15 protein-coding genes, 1 other RNA gene and 2 pseudogenes are annotated in these 15950 nt (G+C 43.8%); 10 read left to right on the forward strand and 8 right to left on the reverse strand.

The genetic code is table 11. The features are described 5' to 3' along the window. The first annotated feature begins 9 nt into the window (after positions 1–9). The 5 genes from apcB to H6F74_RS00295 all read left to right on the forward strand — a co-directional run bounded on the left by apcB (position 10) and on the right by H6F74_RS00295 (position 4647). On the forward strand, positions 10–495 hold the full coding sequence (gene apcB / locus H6F74_RS00275; protein WP_190420373.1) for an allophycocyanin subunit beta: 486 nt from the start codon (positions 10–12) through the stop codon (positions 493–495). A gap of 228 nt (positions 496–723) precedes the next feature. Then, the gene (locus H6F74_RS00280) at positions 724–927 is read left to right on the forward strand and encodes a phycobilisome linker polypeptide (RefSeq protein ID WP_190411193.1); all 204 of its coding nucleotides are present in this window, start codon (positions 724–726) and stop codon (positions 925–927) included. Between the two features lie 207 nt (positions 928–1134). After that, on the forward strand, positions 1135–2376 hold the full coding sequence (locus H6F74_RS00285; RefSeq protein ID WP_199300721.1) for an FtsW/RodA/SpoVE family cell cycle protein: 1242 nt from the start codon (positions 1135–1137) through the stop codon (positions 2374–2376). An 87-nt stretch (positions 2377–2463) separates the two neighbouring features. Then, positions 2464–3198, forward strand: a complete 735-nt coding sequence (locus H6F74_RS00290; RefSeq protein ID WP_190434557.1) for a cytochrome c biogenesis protein CcdA — start codon at positions 2464–2466, stop codon at positions 3196–3198. A 60-nt stretch (positions 3199–3258) separates the two neighbouring features. Further along, on the forward strand, positions 3259–4647 hold the full coding sequence (locus H6F74_RS00295) for a cytochrome c biogenesis protein (protein ID WP_190434560.1): 1389 nt from the start codon (positions 3259–3261) through the stop codon (positions 4645–4647). A gap of 96 nt (positions 4648–4743) precedes the next feature. Here H6F74_RS00295 and H6F74_RS00300 read toward each other — a convergent pair whose 3' ends face one another. From H6F74_RS00300 to H6F74_RS00325, 6 genes and pseudogenes are all read right to left on the reverse strand, one after another. Continuing rightward, positions 4744–5898, reverse strand: coding sequence for a response regulator (locus H6F74_RS00300; RefSeq protein WP_190434563.1), 1155 nt, complete (start codon positions 5896–5898; stop codon positions 4744–4746). 203 nt (positions 5899–6101) lie between these two features. Beyond that, positions 6102–6518: a preQ(1) synthase gene (gene queF / locus H6F74_RS00305; protein WP_206755947.1), complete on the reverse strand. Its 417-nt coding sequence runs from the start codon at positions 6516–6518 to the stop codon at positions 6102–6104. A gap of 80 nt (positions 6519–6598) precedes the next feature. After that, on the reverse strand, positions 6599–7012 hold the full coding sequence (locus H6F74_RS00310; RefSeq protein WP_190434565.1) for a hypothetical protein: 414 nt from the start codon (positions 7010–7012) through the stop codon (positions 6599–6601). A 157-nt stretch (positions 7013–7169) separates the two neighbouring features. Beyond that, a complete protein-coding gene (locus H6F74_RS00315; protein WP_190434602.1) occupies positions 7170–7544 on the reverse strand; it encodes a phasin family protein in 375 nt (124 codons plus the stop codon). Between the two features lie 118 nt (positions 7545–7662). Then, an RNA gene (gene ffs, locus H6F74_RS00320) (signal recognition particle sRNA small type) lies at positions 7663–7759 on the reverse strand. Between the two features lie 42 nt (positions 7760–7801). Beyond that, a pseudogene (locus H6F74_RS00325) lies at positions 7802–8068 on the reverse strand (YciI family protein). 63 nt (positions 8069–8131) lie between these two features. On the opposite strand from H6F74_RS00325, the gene H6F74_RS00330 reads away from it, so the two are divergent. Both H6F74_RS00330 and H6F74_RS00335 read left to right on the forward strand, forming a co-directional pair. Beyond that, positions 8132–8686 carry a 2'-5' RNA ligase family protein gene (locus H6F74_RS00330; RefSeq protein ID WP_190434568.1) on the forward strand — a complete coding sequence of 185 codons (555 nt, stop codon included), beginning with the start codon at positions 8132–8134 and terminating at the stop codon, positions 8684–8686. A 263-nt stretch (positions 8687–8949) separates the two neighbouring features. Further along, complete coding sequence (locus H6F74_RS00335) at positions 8950–9747, forward strand: WecB/TagA/CpsF family glycosyltransferase (RefSeq protein ID WP_190434571.1); 798 nt, start codon at positions 8950–8952, stop codon at positions 9745–9747. Between the two features lie 108 nt (positions 9748–9855). Here H6F74_RS00335 and H6F74_RS00340 read toward each other — a convergent pair whose 3' ends face one another. Next, positions 9856–11169 (reverse strand): glycosyltransferase family 4 protein, encoded by a 1314-nt coding sequence (locus tag H6F74_RS00340; RefSeq protein ID WP_190434575.1) that lies wholly within the window; start codon positions 11167–11169, stop codon positions 9856–9858. 387 nt (positions 11170–11556) lie between these two features. On the opposite strand from H6F74_RS00340, the gene H6F74_RS00345 reads away from it, so the two are divergent. The 3 genes and pseudogenes from H6F74_RS00345 to H6F74_RS00355 all read left to right on the forward strand — a co-directional run bounded on the left by H6F74_RS00345 (position 11557) and on the right by H6F74_RS00355 (position 15236). Beyond that, on the forward strand, positions 11557–12609 hold the full coding sequence (locus tag H6F74_RS00345) for an SGNH/GDSL hydrolase family protein (protein WP_190434578.1): 1053 nt from the start codon (positions 11557–11559) through the stop codon (positions 12607–12609). Further along, positions 12606–14099 carry an MBOAT family protein gene (locus H6F74_RS00350; RefSeq protein WP_190434581.1) on the forward strand — a complete coding sequence of 498 codons (1494 nt, stop codon included), beginning with the start codon at positions 12606–12608 and terminating at the stop codon, positions 14097–14099. The genes H6F74_RS00345 and H6F74_RS00350 overlap by 4 nt, the downstream gene beginning before the upstream one ends. Before the next feature lie 187 nt (positions 14100–14286). Further along, a pseudogene (locus H6F74_RS00355) lies at positions 14287–15236 on the forward strand (IS630 family transposase). Between the two features lie 76 nt (positions 15237–15312). Here the strand turns inward: H6F74_RS00355 and H6F74_RS00360 are convergent. Beyond that, positions 15313–15810 (reverse strand): hypothetical protein, encoded by a 498-nt coding sequence (locus H6F74_RS00360; RefSeq protein WP_190434585.1) that lies wholly within the window; start codon positions 15808–15810, stop codon positions 15313–15315. Positions 15811–15950 lie beyond the last annotated feature (140 nt).

Below are 15950 nucleotides of genomic sequence, written 5' to 3' on the forward strand. Positions count from 1 at the left end.
AACAAAAAAATGCAAGACGCAATTACTGCTGTTATCAATTCCTCCGACGTTCAAGGCAAATACCTGGACACTGGTGCCTTAGAAAAGCTCAAGGGCTACTTCCAAACAGGCGAACTGCGGGTTCGTGCAGCAAGCACAATCAGCGCTAACGCCGCCACCATTGTTAAAGAAGCTGTTGCTAAGTCCCTGCTGTACTCGGACATCACCCGTCCCGGCGGCAATATGTACACCACCCGTCGCTATGCTGCTTGCATCCGCGACCTGGACTACTACCTCCGCTATTCCACCTATGCCATGTTGGCTGGCGACCCATCCATTCTGGATGAGCGCGTGTTGAATGGTCTGAAAGAAACCTACAACTCTCTAGGCGTTCCCGTTGCTGCAACTGTGCAGTCTATCCAAGCCATGAAAGAAGTCACCGCCAGCTTGGTTGGTGCTGACGCTGGTAAGGAAATGGGCGTCTATTTTGACTACATCTGCTCTGGTTTGAGCTAAGCGATTTTCGGTTAATCGCTGAAGTTCAACAGGCGAGCATTTTGTCTGGCGAAGTCTGGGAAGTCTGGAGTGAGTGCTAGCCCGTCAAAGGCTTGTTTAATTCAGTTAATGAGTTTTAACGGTCTAGCATTGACTCTTGACTCCCAGCCTTCTGTATGATAGGGATGCGTAAATCCCAAGAGCGTTTCAAATCAAAAATTTACTCAGCTTAATAGGAGAAATACACCCATGCGGATGTTTAAAATTACTGCCTGTGTCCCCAGCCAGACCCGTATTCGGACTCAGCGGGAGTTGCAAAACACTTATTTCACGAAACTGGTTCCCTACGAAAACTGGTTTCGCGAACAGCAGCGGATTATGAAAATGGGTGGAAAAATCGTTAAGGTTGAGTTAGCTACTGGTAAGCCTGGGGTCAATACTGGACTGCTTTAATTCCTTCTTTCGCAGGCTAATTTACAGAATTTTTAACAAAGGCGGCAGGAGTTTCCCTTTTAAACCCATAGGGTAAAAGTGAGACTCCTGCCGCACAGTATTTAGGGGTTAAATCAATACGGTTCACTTAGAGTTAAAAATCAAAGACCTGCTACAACTCTGTATCTGGGTTTAAAGGGGTTTGCTTTTGCGCGTTAAATTGCTATCATGCAGCGATTGAATGTCACTTCAAAAGCCACGTCTTTTGTGAATTTACGTCAGCTAGTTCCCTTTTTTAATCCCGCCGTCCAAGATTGGGCAATAGATGCCCGGTTGTTGAGGTGGCTGACTTTCCTCTGGCTATTTATCGGCTTAGTGGTTCTGTTCTCAGCATCTTATCCCAGTGGGGATGCTGAGTATGGGGATGGACTCTACTACTTCAAGCGACAAATTATCTCGGTGATGCTGGGGCTATTGGTATTTAACGTGGTGGTAAATTTCCCCCTACGTCATGTACTGGGAATAGCCAATTGGGGTGTGATACTGCTGCTGGGGGTAATTTTCGTCACTCTAATTCCGGGAGTAGGAACCACAACTAATGGTGCCACGCGCTGGATTGCCTTGGGGCCGTTTCCGCTGCAACCTTCTGAGTTGATTAAGCCGTTTTTGGTGTTGCAAAGCGCTCGCATTTTTGGAAACTGGGATAGGCTGACTTGGAGGGCGCGATTGACGTGGCTGTTTATTTTTTGCTGCGTACTTGTGGGAATTCTCCTACAGCCGAACTTAAGTACAACTGCGCTGTGCGGAATGACTTTGTGGCTGATTGCGCTTGCGGCTGGGTTGCCTTTTTCCTATTTGGGGGGAACGGCGCTGGGCGGGTTGCTTTTGGCAACGATCAGTATCAGCGTGAAGGAATATCAGCGGCGGCGGGTGATGTCGTTTCTCAATCCTTGGGCTGATCCGATGCAAGATGGATACCAGCTGGTTCAAAGTTTACTGGCGGTAGGGTCTGGCGGTACTTGGGGGTCTGGTTTTGGGCTGTCGCAACAGAAGCTGTTTTATTTGCCGATTCAGTACACGGATTTTATTTTTGCGGTGTATGCAGAGGAGTTCGGCTTTGCAGGCAGTTTGCTGTTGATAGTGTTGCTGATGGCTTATGCGACGCTGGCGCTGATGGTGGCGATGAGGGCTAAAACTCCCATTCATCGGTTGGTGGCGATTGGAACAATGGTTTTGATGGTGGGGCAGTCGCTGCTGAATATTGGTGTTGCTACGGGCGTTTTGCCTACAACTGGTTTGCCGTTGCCGTTGTTTAGCTATGGTGGCAATTCGATGATTGCGAGTTTGATGGCGGCGGGGCTGTTGATTCGGGTGGCGAGAGAAAGTAGTGAGGCTGAGGTTGTGCCTTTGCAGGGACGGAGGTTTGTTCAGGGGCGATCGCGTCGGGTTATCCAAAAGCCTAATGCTTAGATGAGGTCTTGGAGTTGCCTACCAAAATCACCAGTCTAAGTGAGCTAAAATTCAAGCAGAGCAAGCATTTTACACGCCGACTGCCCCATGTTTGAAACTCTCTCTACTAGACTTTATGAATTAGAACAATTTGCTAATCACCTCGTCTCTACCCAGCTGACACATTTGGGCTTTCTCAGCATCGCAGTCATTTTTGCAGCAGGGTTATTTACCAGCCTGACACCCTGTATGCTTTCCATGTTGCCAATTACCATTGGCTACATTGGGGGATATGAAACTAAAAGCCGCCTGCAAGCCGCTGCCCAATCGACTTGGTTTTCACTCGGATTGGCAACGACGCTGGCGGGTTTGGGAATCTTGGCAGGTTTGGTGGGACGAGTTTACGGTCAGGTAGGATTCGGTTTGCCGATAATTGTCAGTCTTTTGGCAATCCTGATGGGGTTAAATTTACTCGAAGCATTGCCTTTACAGTTGCCTGCTTGGGGTGGTTTTGAATGGATTTCTAAAGACTTACCAGAGGGTGTCCGTTCTTATCTGATCGGCTTAACTTTTGGGGTGATAGCTTCCCCTTGCAGTACCCCTGTTTTGGCAACTTTGTTGGGTTGGGTTGCCACGACGCAAGATTTTGTATTAGGTGGAGTTTTGCTGCTATCCTATACGGCGGGATACGTTGCACCTTTGATTTTGGCGGGGACTTTTACTGCTTCTATTAAAAAGTTGCTGGAGTTGCGTCAATGGTCTGGTTGGATAAACCCGGTCAGCGGCGCTTTGTTAGTGGGGTTTGGTGTATTTTCGCTGCTGTCTCGGCTTCCTGTAGGTTAATGGCTAATGGTAATAAAAACAATTAGCTATTAGCTATTACCTATTAGCAATTATCAAAAAATGACTGGAAAAGATTCTTTTTTATCAAATTTGGTGTCAACTCCTAAAAATTTCTTTCGGCGGGAGTTGTTACCGTTGCTCTCCGATTTGCGGTTAGCGATCGCGCTGTTACTAGCGATCGCATTCTTCAGCATCTCTGGTACGGTAATCGAACAAGGTCAATCTCCCGCTTTCTACCAAGCTAATTATCCAGAACATCCCGCCCTGTTCGGTTTCCTGACTTGGAAGGTAATTCAGGTAATCGGATTGGATCATGTGTATCGTACTTGGTGGTTTTTGTCAATAATGATTTTGTTTGGCAGCAGCTTAACCGCCTGTACCTTTACTCGCCAGTTTCCAGCTTTGAAAGCTGCGCGGCGGTGGAAGTTTTACGACCAACCCCGACAGTTTGAGAAACTTGCCTTAAGTGCGGAACTAGATAGAGGTTCGCTGAGTACGCTTACCCAGTTGTTGCAGCAACGACGCTACAAAGTTTTTCAAGAAGGAGATACACTTTACGCCCGTAAGGGAATTGTCGGTCGCATTGGCCCGATTGTGGTTCATGCCAGTATGTTACTGATTCTGGCGGGGGCGATTTGGGGGTCAATCACCGGATTTGTGGCACAGGAAATGGTGCCAAGCGGCGAAACTTTTCAGGTGAAAAATATTATTGAAGCTGGTTCCTGGGCGCTGCCGCAAGTTCCTAAAGATTGGTCGGTGCGGGTGAATCGCTTCTGGATTGACTATACGCCAGAAGGTAGAATTGACCAGTTTTATTCGGATTTGTCGGTGCTGGATAATGGAGGGCAAGAAGTTGACCATAAGACGATTCACGTCAATCAGCCGTTGCGCTACAAAGGCGTGACCTTCTATCAAACTGATTGGGGAGTCGCAGCTATCCGGGTAAAGTTGAACAATAGCCCGGTTTTACAGTTGCCGATGTCTTTATTAGATACTGGCGGTAGGGGTAGAATTTGGGGAACTTGGATTCCGACTAAACCAGATTTGAGTGAGGGAGTTTCCCTGCTGGCGAAAGATTTGCAGGGAACGCTGCTACTTTATGATGCTAAAGGTCAGCTGATTAATACGGTTCGCTCTGGGATGTCGGTAGACGTTAATAAGGTGAAGCTGACTATTACTGATGTTGTTGGTAGCACTGGCTTACAAATCAAAGCAGATCCAGGCATTCCGATGGTTTATGCTGGCTTTGGCTTGCTGATGTTGGGCGTGGTAATGAGTTACTTTTCGCACTCGCAAATTTGGGCTTTGCAAGAAGGCGATCGCTTCTATGTGGGTGGCAGAACCAATCGGGCGCAAGTTGCCTTTGAGCGAGAATTAATTGATATTCTCGATAAACTGGCGCACTCGAAGGCAGAAGTTCCAGTTGTTGAGGCTCAAGCGATCGCTTAATCGGGTTCACCTATTTCTAGCTGGGAAGGAAGCAGAGTCTCTTTCCCAGCTTTCCCAGACTCAGCCTGAGAACGAGGAAATGGGCTTTTATAATACTCACGACTCAGCACTTTTCTTTGGCAAGTGCTTTTTGAGAACTTGCAGAACTTGCTTGCTTTCAAAAGGTTTGGTTAAAAAATCATTCGCACCGACAAACTTTGAGCGCACCCGGTTAATTAAACCATCGCAACTGGTGAGAATAACTACGGGAGTCTGACGAAAAGCAGAACTGTTCCGCAGAAAACTACAAACATTATAACCGTCAGTTTTTGGCATCACTAAATCCAAAAAAATCAGGTCTGGTTTGTGCTTGGCGAGGGCCGCAACCCCTTGAATGGGATCTTGAATGTACACTACTCGGTAGCCAGCAGGGACAAGAATCTCTTTTAAATATTCTCCCACCATAGGAGAGTCGTCCACACAAGCGATGGTAGACTCACTTTTCCTAATGCCATCAATTAGATAACTGGGTGCTAAGGGGGGAGGAAAATCTGGGACTGTTTGCAGTTCCACTACGCCTTGTTGGTAGAAGTGATGCAACAGACGAGCTACTCTGGTAAGCGGTTGCTTCATCTTCAAAGCCAGATCCCAAATGGTGTATCGACCATTGAATAAGGCAGTTAAATTAAGAAAAGTATCTACAGAACATTGGGTCACATCAGACGGAGACTGCTTAAGGACGGGTGCCATTTCTGGATCGAGATAGCTGACTCCCAAACCTTGCCATTGCTGATAAAGGTGTTGGCTTTGCTGGATAAGGTGCTGAATTTCCAAGAAACACAAGGTGAGGTAAAAAGGAAGTCGCGGCTCTTGGTATTCGCGATCGCGCCAACACCCTGATAAACTCGGCTGGCGGATCATGGAGAACAAGACTTCTTGCGTACTCTCACACATCACTGCTTTAACTTGAGCCGCACTCAAGTGGCCTTGAGCCATCCCTTGATGCAGCAATTGGCATTCCCAAAGTTGGGTAATAGCTAGTTGGTCGTTTTCAACTTTCCAATCCGGACAGTGGTGTTTCAAAGCTCGTTGCCAACGTCGGACTCGATGAGTTTCCCCAACGGCATAAACTAATTGACCGAGAAAAAAGCAAAGTCGCCATTGAGGAGTCTTGTAACCGACAATCAACTCTCCGGTAGCTTGCTTCTGGTTGATAGCAACGATCTGCCGCTCTAGCTTTGTCAATCCTGAATATACCGGCAATGTCTGCATAAACACCAAATCGCCAAGCGCTTTTTCTGGAGACTCCTATATCAGCATAAAAGCTGATGGAAAGTATCCAGAAGGGTGTACTTACTGATTTTATTGGCGGCGTTTGTTGAAAGCTTAGGTAATGTCACCGTTAGCAAATGTATTAGGGAAAGGAAAAAGGCAAGAAAAGAATTCTTTTTTTTGCCTTTTAGTTGCCAATCCCTTTATTTCTGGTGACGGACTTCGATAACCGTGTGGACATTGCCACGGGGAGTAAAATCGCCTTTGATCGTTACTTCTAGGGGATCGCAGGCGGCTACAAAGTCATCGAGAATTTGATTGACAGATTCTTCGTGGGAGATATAGCGATCGCGGTAACTATTTATATACAGTTTGATCGCCTTCAGTTCTACCACCCGCTCATTAGGTACATAACTAACGTGGATGGTGGCAAAGTCAGGATACCCAGAAAAGGGACACTTACAGGTAAACTCTGGCAATGTAATGTGAATGTCGTAGCGACGTCCGACTCGCGGATTGGGGAACGTAATTAATTGTCCCTCGGCAATCTCTCGTTCGCCATATTTCATTTCTGGCGGTGTCTCAGGCGATGGTTGTTGTTGAATTGGCGATTTACTCATCAGTAGTTGTTAGCGATCGTTGGTCATTGGTTATTGGTCATTAGTCCTTTAAAACAAGCTAATGACTAATAACTCAAAACTCAAAAAATATCTCTGGAGGTAGAATCTTTACCAAAAGATTCCCAGTCAGGACAATTTTTATCTTCCCAACCATAAGGGTGCATCCCACAGACTAATAAGTTACCGCTGTAAACTTGACCGTGGTAATTACGGCAACCAATACAAGCCGGGTGTTTGTGTGGCGTGGGTTCAACTGTATCGACTATATAAGTGAAAGACTGATCTGTCTCGTTGACTATTTCTTCAAAGTCTAAATAAATCTCCGCCAGCGGTTCAAATATTTCCTGCAAACACTGGTCGATATCTGTTCCTATGACGCTTTGCACGTTTTCGGCAACTTCGTCTACTAATTCTGTGATGCCAATGAAGAATTGCTCTACTTCATAAGCCACTGCTTCCAGCATCTCGAAAAAATCTTTTTGCAAGTCTTCCATTTTGAATACTCAGCACAAGAGCATTAATTTTTACCAGCTACGCAGCCGGAGCCAACCGAATCAATCAGCAATCGTTGATTTTAATAGCGCGATGCTAATTATTTGCCTAGATGCGTACCCGCGCATCCCTTGCCTCGCGCTTCTTTTTGTTGCTGGACTAATCGCGCTTCAGCCGCCGCAGTTCATCCTGTAGTGCTTGCACCTGTTGGCGCATAGTATCTACGTCCTTAGTTTCCGCGGCTTTTGGCTCTTCATCCTCTGTGAGAATTTCAATCCGGCGCGGCTCTCTAGGGGTGCTGCTGCCGTTGGGGTTTTCCTCAACGATTGGCTGCTGGGCTTGTTTCATCATATCATCGACAAAACGACGGGCTTCGTCTGTTGTCATCTCGCCCTTTGCCACCATTTCGTCTGCCAGCTTTTGCGCTTGCGATCGCAAGCCCCCTAATGTCTCTCCGGCTTGCTCACCCGCTGAGGCAGCTAAACCTACTCCCAGGTAGAACGCTTTTTTAACAATATCTCCAAAACCAGGCATCGCAACCAGTCGCTCCTTGAAGAATCTGCAAGTATCTACTGATTCCAGCATAAGCGTGAAACCAGGGAACTGCCCACCAATCTCCAGACTAAGCACTGGCGTTTCGGCACCTTTTCGGTGTGACCCGGATTCCACGCCTATCGCAAGCATCCCGTGTTGCTGCTACCTTCCGGTCCTGACAAGGTTTGGGCGTTGCGATCGCATGGGTCCGGATCGTTTACAGCATAACATCATTTGCCGACAAGTGGAAAGCAATTTTATTGAACAACCACTCGCCATTCATAGAGTTTGTAATTGACACAGCCGTTTTGCACCAGTGGATCTTGAGCTACAATAGCTTGCGCTTCTTCCATTGAGGATGCTTCAAATAGCATCATGCCACCTCGTTTCTGTATCCATTAACCGCTACGTGCTTGGTGTCCTTTGGCAATCAAATCCTGAATATAGGCTTTGTGCGCTGGTACAGATTTATCAAAGGTTGGTTTGTCTACTATGCCTTCTTCAATCTTTACAAACCAGGGCATCCACTTTCTTCCCTTGTATATCTATATATATATATGTAAAGTAACTTACACCTAAAAAATTCCTTGGACAAAACAAAAAACCGCTTTTTTGTCGCTCTCTTGCCGCCGCAGGAGATTCAGGACTATGTTACTGAAATTAAGCAGCACTTTGCTAGCGTCTATGCAAGCAGTGGCGCACTGAAGTCTCCCCCGCATATTACTCTGCAACCACCTTTTGAATGGTCGGTGGAGGCGGTGCCATCTTTAGAAGAGTCCTTGAAGACCTTTGCCCTTCGTCACTCACCGATTCCCATTATCCTATCAGGGTTTGGGGCCTTTCCACCCCGCGTTATCTATATCGATGTCATCAAAACGCCAGAACTTATAGCTTTACAAGCTGATTTAAGGGCTTATTTGCAGGAAAACTTGGGAATTGCAGATTTATCCCAGAAGCGTCCTTTTGCTCCTCACATGACTATAGCCTTTAGAGACTTGACGCGGCAGAACTTTCATGCAGCGTGGACGGAATTTCAGCCCCAAGCTTTGGATTTTAAGTTCACGCTTTCCCATCTTACGCTGCTGATTTATACAGGCCAGCGTTGGAATATTCACTCTTCGTTACCTTTTTTGAGTGCCTGAACTGCTATTGCCAAAAGGGTTTTGACGGTGCTGGTTTTTGGAAGAGATGCGATCGCCAGCTTCTGGGAGTGTCCTATTCCCAGGGAAAAAGCGTGCTTTTACGTGAAAATACTTAGTCTTAACAAAAACTTTAAATCTACCTTGGTTCATAATGGTGAACATATTTAACCTGCCTTAGGGTAGAGGCGCTTATGGCTTGTGGGATAGTAATCTGGCAATGTAACTGTGTCCAAGCAAGTATAATTGCTGAATGAGGGGAGTCAATGCAAAAAGTTAATGTATTGAATGTATCCATTGACAACTTATCAAAATCAGAATTACTAGAAAAGCTGGATTCGTCTGGTGGTATCGTATTTACGCCTAATGTAGATCACCTGATTAAGTTACAAAACGATCGAGATTTTTACAAGGCGTATAATATTGCCACTTACAAAGTGTGTGATAGCCAAATAGTGATGTATGCCTCCAAGTTTTTAGGCACACCTCTTAAAGAAAAGCTTTCCGGTTCGGATCTGTTTCCAGCTTTCTACACGTACAACAAAGATAACGAAAACGTTAAGATTTTCTTACTAGGGGCTGCCGAAGGTGTAGCTAGTAAAGCTCAACAACAAATTAATAATCAAGTGGGGAGAGAGATTATAATCGCTTCATATTCTCCCTCTTTTGGATTTGAAAAAAACGAAGAAGAATGTTTGAAAATTGTTGACATGATTAACAAGTCAGGCGCTACAACTTTGGCAATAGGGGTTGGTGCGCCTAAGCAAGAGAAGTGGATTTTAAAGTATAGAAACAAGTTGCCAAAAATTAAAGTATTTTTGTCAATAGGTGCTTCTCTTGATTTTGAAGCCGGCAATAAACAACGCTCTCCCAAATGGATGAGCGATGTTGGCTTAGAGTGGTTGCATAGACTTTTATCCGAGCCTCAAAGGCTATGGAAGAGATATTTAATAGACGACCTTCCCTTTTTCTGGTTGATTTTAAAACAGAAGATGAATCTTTATAAGACACCATTTAGAAAAGAGAAGAAGTCTATGAGGTTGGAACGCATTAAGTGGGAATAAGCTTTTGTTCCCTGGATTGTGTCTCTACAAAAATTTAAAGGTAATGGCAGACAGTTCAACTGTCTGCCATTACCTTTAATAACTGAATTATTTTTAGTAATTCAGTTATTAAACATCGTCTAACGGCATCCCAAAGTTAGGTTTATCAGTCCTAGATTTAAGAACCCATCGATATACCTCAAGGGTTTGCCGAGCTTTAGCATCCCAAGTGAAATGAGTTAAAACGCGATCGCGGGCGCGTTGTCCCATTTCAGTGAGAATACTGGGATCAGCAATTAAACGGCTGAGGATTTCACGGAAACGCGCCACAATTTCCGCTCTCGAACCCATTGGAACGGCGTAGCCTGTGGATTTAGTAACAAGTTCGCCGGGACCACCATAGTCCACTACAATCGGCACCAGCCCCATCATCATTGCTTCAACTACCACAGCACCACCGAACTCACGAATGCTGGGAAACCCCAACAAGTCAGCATTAGCGAGTCGTTCTTGGAGACGGGTGTGTTCCACGTGGCCGGCGAGTTCTACACCACTTTCGATTTTCTCCTGCTTGAGGAGTGCCTTGAGCTTGGGCATATCCGGACCGTCACCGACAATCTCCACCGTCAACTCACCTGCTCGAATTAATGGTGCCGCTGCTTCGAGGAGCATATCAGCTCCTTTGTACGGTACAAGACGACCGACAAAGATTGCCTTGAGAGGGCGCGACGCTTGGCGAGTACGTTGCAGGGTGAACCGTTCCGGAGCGATCGCGTTTTCCGGAATATACACGCACTTGTCCCGGTACTGGGCAGGGATCTGGTTCCAGGTGGCGCGGGAGCCAATCGCGATCGCAGTAGCGTATTTTCGAGTAGAGCCGTATCCAGGCAGCAACTTGTACGCCCATCTGATATAAGAAAGCCACTCCTTCTCCTCGCGTCGCGTTGCCTCAAACTCCTTGGGCCAAGGCAAACCGCCATTCAGCGGTCCCAGCACAAACGGCACTCCTACCCGGTGACACTTTTGTGCCAGCAGACTTGGGATGGTTGGACTCAGTGGCGTGAGGCGGTGAACAATGTCGAACTTCCCATCAGTAATCTGTTGACCAAACTCGCGCCAAATTAAATGTTCAAAGTAGTAATACGTGAAAACAGACAGCGCCATAACTGTCGTCCAGCCTTTCCCATTGCCACCGCGCAGAAAGGAACTGAGGCGCTTAATTGGCTCATGCACCTCTCCGGTGTCAATAGCTGTGAAGTCCTTTCCTTCAACGCATCCTTCACGGACAAATGCCTCGCGGTTATAGCTTTGGGTGGCTATATGAGAGTCACTCAGCTTAGCAATGGCTCGGCTGTGCAACCAGCCTACAAGCGGCACACTTATCCAATCAGGGTTCGCAGATTCCGCAATCAGCAATACACGGGGACGGGTCAAAGGCTCCATTACTGGTACTCGCTATCTAAAAGTAATCGGTCTGTAAGTACGCTTGTAGAGTTTTGCTGCTTTGAGAGAGTCCCCACATGAGCGATGAATTTGCTATGACCAGTTACATCTGGTTACTTAGCCTACACTTCCTTGAGTTGTAACCTATGTTTTATGTATCGGCAATATAATACAGCGTTTTTACATAGAATGCCTAACTCTTTACAAAATCTTTATAGATTTTGCTTAATAGAAGTTCTAGAATAACGCAAAGATGATGCAATAAATAGTTGGCAACTGCTACCGCCAACTCAAAACACGTAAGTATATAGGATGGAGCCAATAATTTAACTACCATCGATTTCATAAATAAGGCATTCTTAACCTAAAAAGGAGTGAGAGAATAAAATGAAGCTGATTTTAAAAACTTTTGCATCACTACTATCTGCGTTAGTTTTGTGGGAAGTAATTTTATCAAACACAGTAGCAAAAAACCCTGGATTTATAAATCATCCGGTATTAGGAAGGATTAATAAGGCTGGCATTGCTGTCCAAGGTGAAGAAGGGTTTAGTAGAATAAAATTAAACAACCTGGGAATGAGGGGAGAAGATATCTCACCAAAACAAAAAAATGAACACAGAGTGCTTATTTTAGGCGATTCGTATACAAAAGCGGTTCAAGTTTCAGACGATAAAACTTACGTTTATTTACTGGAAAAAGAAATTAATAATAAATTAGAATTAAATTTTAATACTATCAATGCTGGTAGAGACGGGGCTTCTCCAGCTTATTATATTCATTTAGCAAACTTTTATGATTCTGAAATTAAGCCAGATACTGTAGTCATACAACTCGTAGATCAAGATTTTACAGAAGATATTTTAGACAAAGCCAAGCAATTTCACGTTGTCAAAAAAGCAAATAATTTTCAAACAGTATATGTTAATGAATTTTATAGTGACAATGCTTTATCTCGATTTTTTTTGCAGAATTTTCCGAAGCTTAGCTTTATGGTCGAATACTCAGTTTTACGAGTAGGTGGAAACAACTTAAAAAAAGCAATGGCGGCTAAACCAAACCATAATAACCCAACTGAATCTAAAGTAGAAAAAAAACCATCGCCAGATTACGATGAGGTTATAGATTGGACTCTAAAAACGCTTAAGGATAAATACCCAAATTTAGTAATTTTGTACTTACCTAGTATTGATAATTATGCTGATATAACCAATCAAAACCCGACTAAAATTGAAAGAAGTTTGAATAAACTGGCTGTTAAGAATAATCTTAACTATATAAATATGAGGGAGGATTTTCTTAAGTATTATCAAACATATTACAAACCTGCTCATGGATTTAACAATACAATCCTGGGAGGAAGAGGACACATCAACGAAATAGGCCACGAATTAAGCGCTAAGCGTCTGGCAAATATTTTTGAAGAGAGGATACTAAAATGATATTTTCAAGCATTGAATTCTTAGTATTTTTTGTCATAGTTCTACTCTTAATGATACTTGTCAAATCTAGTCGCATTAAACGAGGAATTCTTCTGGTAGCAAGTTACTATTTTTATGCTTATTGGGACTACAGATTTGCCTTGTTAATGTTCGCTATGACTTATTTCAACTATTATGCAGGGTTGAAAATGGAATCTAGCAAAACCTTAAAAAGCAGAAAAGACTGGCTAATAATAAGTCTGGTATTCAACTTAGGGGTTTTAAGCTTTTTTAAGTATTTTAACTTTTTTATTGATTCAACTAATGTATTCTTAAGCCCTCTTAATGTTAAGCTGCCTTTTTTAAATATCCTACTTCCTGTAGGCATATCTTTCATTACCTTCGAGGTGATGAGTTATACGATTGATATTTATCGGGATATTAACAAATCAGCTAAAAGTTTTTGGGATTTTGCACTTCTTGTGGCTTTCTTTCCACATTTGATAGCAGGTCCAATTTTAAAACCAAAGCAATTTCTGCCTGAGATAGAAGAAGACGTTATTATAAAACGGGAAAATTTAATATATGGGTTTCAAATATTTTTACTGGGGTTAGTTAGAAAAGTATTTATTGCTGACAGATTAGCACTTTTTGTAGATCCGGTTTTTCAAAGTCCACAAGCTTATAGTTCGATTACACTTTGGTTTGCTGTCATAGCTTACGCTATTCAAATTTATTGCGACTTTTGTGGTTACACAGATATGGCAATTGGAGTGGGAAAATGTCTAGGTTTTGACATTCCAAAAAACTTTGACGTTCCATACATTTCTCGCAGCGTCACGGAATTCTGGCGCAGATGGCATATCTCTCTTTCTACGTGGTTGAGAGACTATTTGTACATTCCACTAGGCGGAAATCGGAAAGGAAAGCAAAGACAGTATTTTAACCTTTTCGTTACCATGTTGCTAGGCGGATTGTGGCATGGAGCTAGTTGGAATTTTGTTGCTTGGGGTGGGTTACACGGCATAGGTTTGGCGATTCACAAGATGTATATGGAGCGTGTACAAAAAGACCCCAAGATAAGTAAGCCCGCTGAATTAGATGTGAAACGCCCAGTTTTAGGCTCGACTGAACAGTTAGCTACTTCGGGATTTTTTAGACCCAGCTACTTAACATCATATTTGTACAACGTTTTAGCTTGGTTTGTAACCTTTACCTTTGTATGCGTGACCTGGGTTTTCTTTAGGTCAACAGATTTCTCCATTTCATTACTCATTCTTCAAAAAATGTTTTTTCTGGCAAATCCAGCAGGAATCCCGTGGTTTTCAAATTCTTTAATTATGACTATTCCTGCTTTAATTGTTTGCGATTATGTAGGAAACCAATTAAATAAAGGTGTTAAATTAAAACTAAATAGATTTAGAGAGCTGTTTGTGGTGTTTTTTATCGTATTTGGCTTAATTTTCTTAGCACCTCAAAATCCTTCTCCCTTCATTTACTTCCAATTTTAAATTCTCCGGATGGGGTAGTTTTCGCTGCCCTCCTGCTCAACAATAACTTTGAGGGGCGCGATATTTAAGGAAGTTCTTACAGCGGGAATTGGCAAGGAGTGCGATCGCGTTTTTCCCGCTATATATAGCAATTCTCATAGTTATGGGGTACGATGTGGTGGAAGTATATAAATTATAAAAATCAGCAATGAGGCCTTATCCGATTGAGTTTCGGCAAAAAATAATTGAAGTCTATGAAAAGGAAGGTATCTCCATAAGGAGTCTAGCTCAACGATTTTATGTTGCTAAAAGCAATATTGCAAAAATTAATCAAGCAATATAAAGAAACAGGAGATATTCATCCTTATCCTCAAGGGGGAAGCCCGGAACCGAAGCTCAAGGAAGAGCAATTAGTTGATTTAGTAGAAATCATTGAAGCCAATAATGACGCGACGCTCGAAGAACTTTGTGACTTGCTCGATGACAAGGTACAAGTCAGAGTCAGTCGAGCCACGATGGGAAGAATTACGCAAAAATTAAACTATAGTGTAAAAAAAAACTCTGTACGCCGCAGAAAAAACAAGTGAGAGAGTACAGGAGCAGCGAGTTGAGTTTTGGTCAAAAATCCAAGATATTCCAGTAGAGAACCTGGTTTTCATTGATGAATCAGGAGTTAACTTGGCAATGCTACGGCTTTACGCCAGAGCGTTAAAAGGTAAGAGAGCAAGAGGGGAAAAGCCCCAAAAGCGAGGAAAAAATATTTCTTTGATTGCTGCTTTATCCGTTCAAGAGCTGATAGCATCAGTCAGTATATATGGGGCAGTAGATGGCGTGACATTTGAAGCCTTTATCGTTCAGGAATTAATCCCTAAACTTTGGAAGGATGCTTGTGTTGTTATGGATAATGCCAAAATCCATCAAGGAGAGATGGTAAGAGAATTTATAGAAAAAGCCGGAGCAAAACTTCTGTATTTATCTCCTTACTCTCCTGAGTTTTCCCCAATTGAGAATTTTTGGTCAAAAGTTAAATCTATCTTGAGAAAGACAGCAGCAAGAACATATAAAGATTTAATTGATGCCATTGCCAACGCCATGCTTGAGGTAACTCAGGAAAATATCCGTAACTGGTTTGCTCATTGTTGTTACTGTACCTCATGAGTGCGAGAATTGCTATATACCCTTATCACGGTACTGGACAAACATCTGTGTTCAGTCAAATAGACCAACTGCTGTTCTAGCGAGTCCCATAGTATATTCCCCTGCCTCCAGTACCAATGAAGACTAGCCCAAACTCCTGTTTGCTGGCCTCCATTACTTGGGGGTTTTTGCCGATAGGCCGTGAGCGATCGCCAATTTCTGTCCAGGTTTTTCCTTGGTCTAGAGAACGGAAAATTCCCTGACCCATATTCGTAATTTCACCGTACAAATACAGAGCTGGAATTGTGCTTCCCGGCTGCGGCTTCCCGAAAGCAAATAGATAAGCTCTCTTGACTCCTGTAATTGGCACAAATGTATTGCCACCGTCCGTCGATCGGTGAAGGCCATCGCTGTTAAGGCTCATCCAAACCTCACCCTCGACTCCCGGAACCGTTTTCACCGAATACCATTTCTTTTTGGGAAGTGACGAATTTACAACTTGAAAATCTGCCCCCCCATCAGTGCTGCGATAAAATTTCCCATCAGCATAGTAATAAAACGTCTTACCATTCACTGTGTCTGCTGCTAGCGGCAAACGCCACTCCCACGGCCCCTGGATACCGTAGGGCTAATTTATTGTGGTGGTAGAAATTATAAAGTTGAGAGGAGGTGAAGCTAGGGGTGTTGTATGAGATCCTCTCTAATTGAATCACTGCAATCTGTCGAAGATTTCCG

This window comes from Trichocoleus sp. FACHB-90, assembly GCF_014695505.1.
GTDB lineage: Bacteria > Cyanobacteriota > Cyanobacteriia > Cyanobacteriales > FACHB-T130 > Funiculus > Funiculus sociatus.

Coding starts and splice junctions, on each gene's coding strand:
- apcB (WP_190420373.1), top strand. CDS start 10: ATGCAAGACGCAATTACTGCTGTTATCAATTCCTCCGACGTTCAAGGC.
- H6F74_RS00280 (WP_190411193.1), top strand. CDS start 724: ATGCGGATGTTTAAAATTACTGCCTGTGTCCCCAGCCAGACCCGTATT.
- H6F74_RS00285 (WP_199300721.1), top strand. CDS start 1,135: ATGCAGCGATTGAATGTCACTTCAAAAGCCACGTCTTTTGTGAATTTA.
- H6F74_RS00290 (WP_190434557.1), top strand. CDS start 2,464: ATGTTTGAAACTCTCTCTACTAGACTTTATGAATTAGAACAATTTGCT.
- H6F74_RS00295 (WP_190434560.1), top strand. CDS start 3,259: ATGACTGGAAAAGATTCTTTTTTATCAAATTTGGTGTCAACTCCTAAA.
- H6F74_RS00300 (WP_190434563.1), bottom strand. CDS start 5,898: ATGCAGACATTGCCGGTATATTCAGGATTGACAAAGCTAGAGCGGCAG.
- queF (WP_206755947.1), bottom strand. CDS start 6,518: ATGAGTAAATCGCCAATTCAACAACAACCATCGCCTGAGACACCGCCA.
- H6F74_RS00310 (WP_190434565.1), bottom strand. CDS start 7,012: ATGGAAGACTTGCAAAAAGATTTTTTCGAGATGCTGGAAGCAGTGGCT.
- H6F74_RS00315 (WP_190434602.1), bottom strand. CDS start 7,544: ATGCCTGGTTTTGGAGATATTGTTAAAAAAGCGTTCTACCTGGGAGTA.
- H6F74_RS00335 (WP_190434571.1), top strand. CDS start 8,950: ATGCAAAAAGTTAATGTATTGAATGTATCCATTGACAACTTATCAAAA.
- H6F74_RS00340 (WP_190434575.1), bottom strand. CDS start 11,169: ATGGAGCCTTTGACCCGTCCCCGTGTATTGCTGATTGCGGAATCTGCG.
- H6F74_RS00345 (WP_190434578.1), top strand. CDS start 11,557: ATGAAGCTGATTTTAAAAACTTTTGCATCACTACTATCTGCGTTAGTT.
- H6F74_RS00350 (WP_190434581.1), top strand. CDS start 12,606: ATGATATTTTCAAGCATTGAATTCTTAGTATTTTTTGTCATAGTTCTA.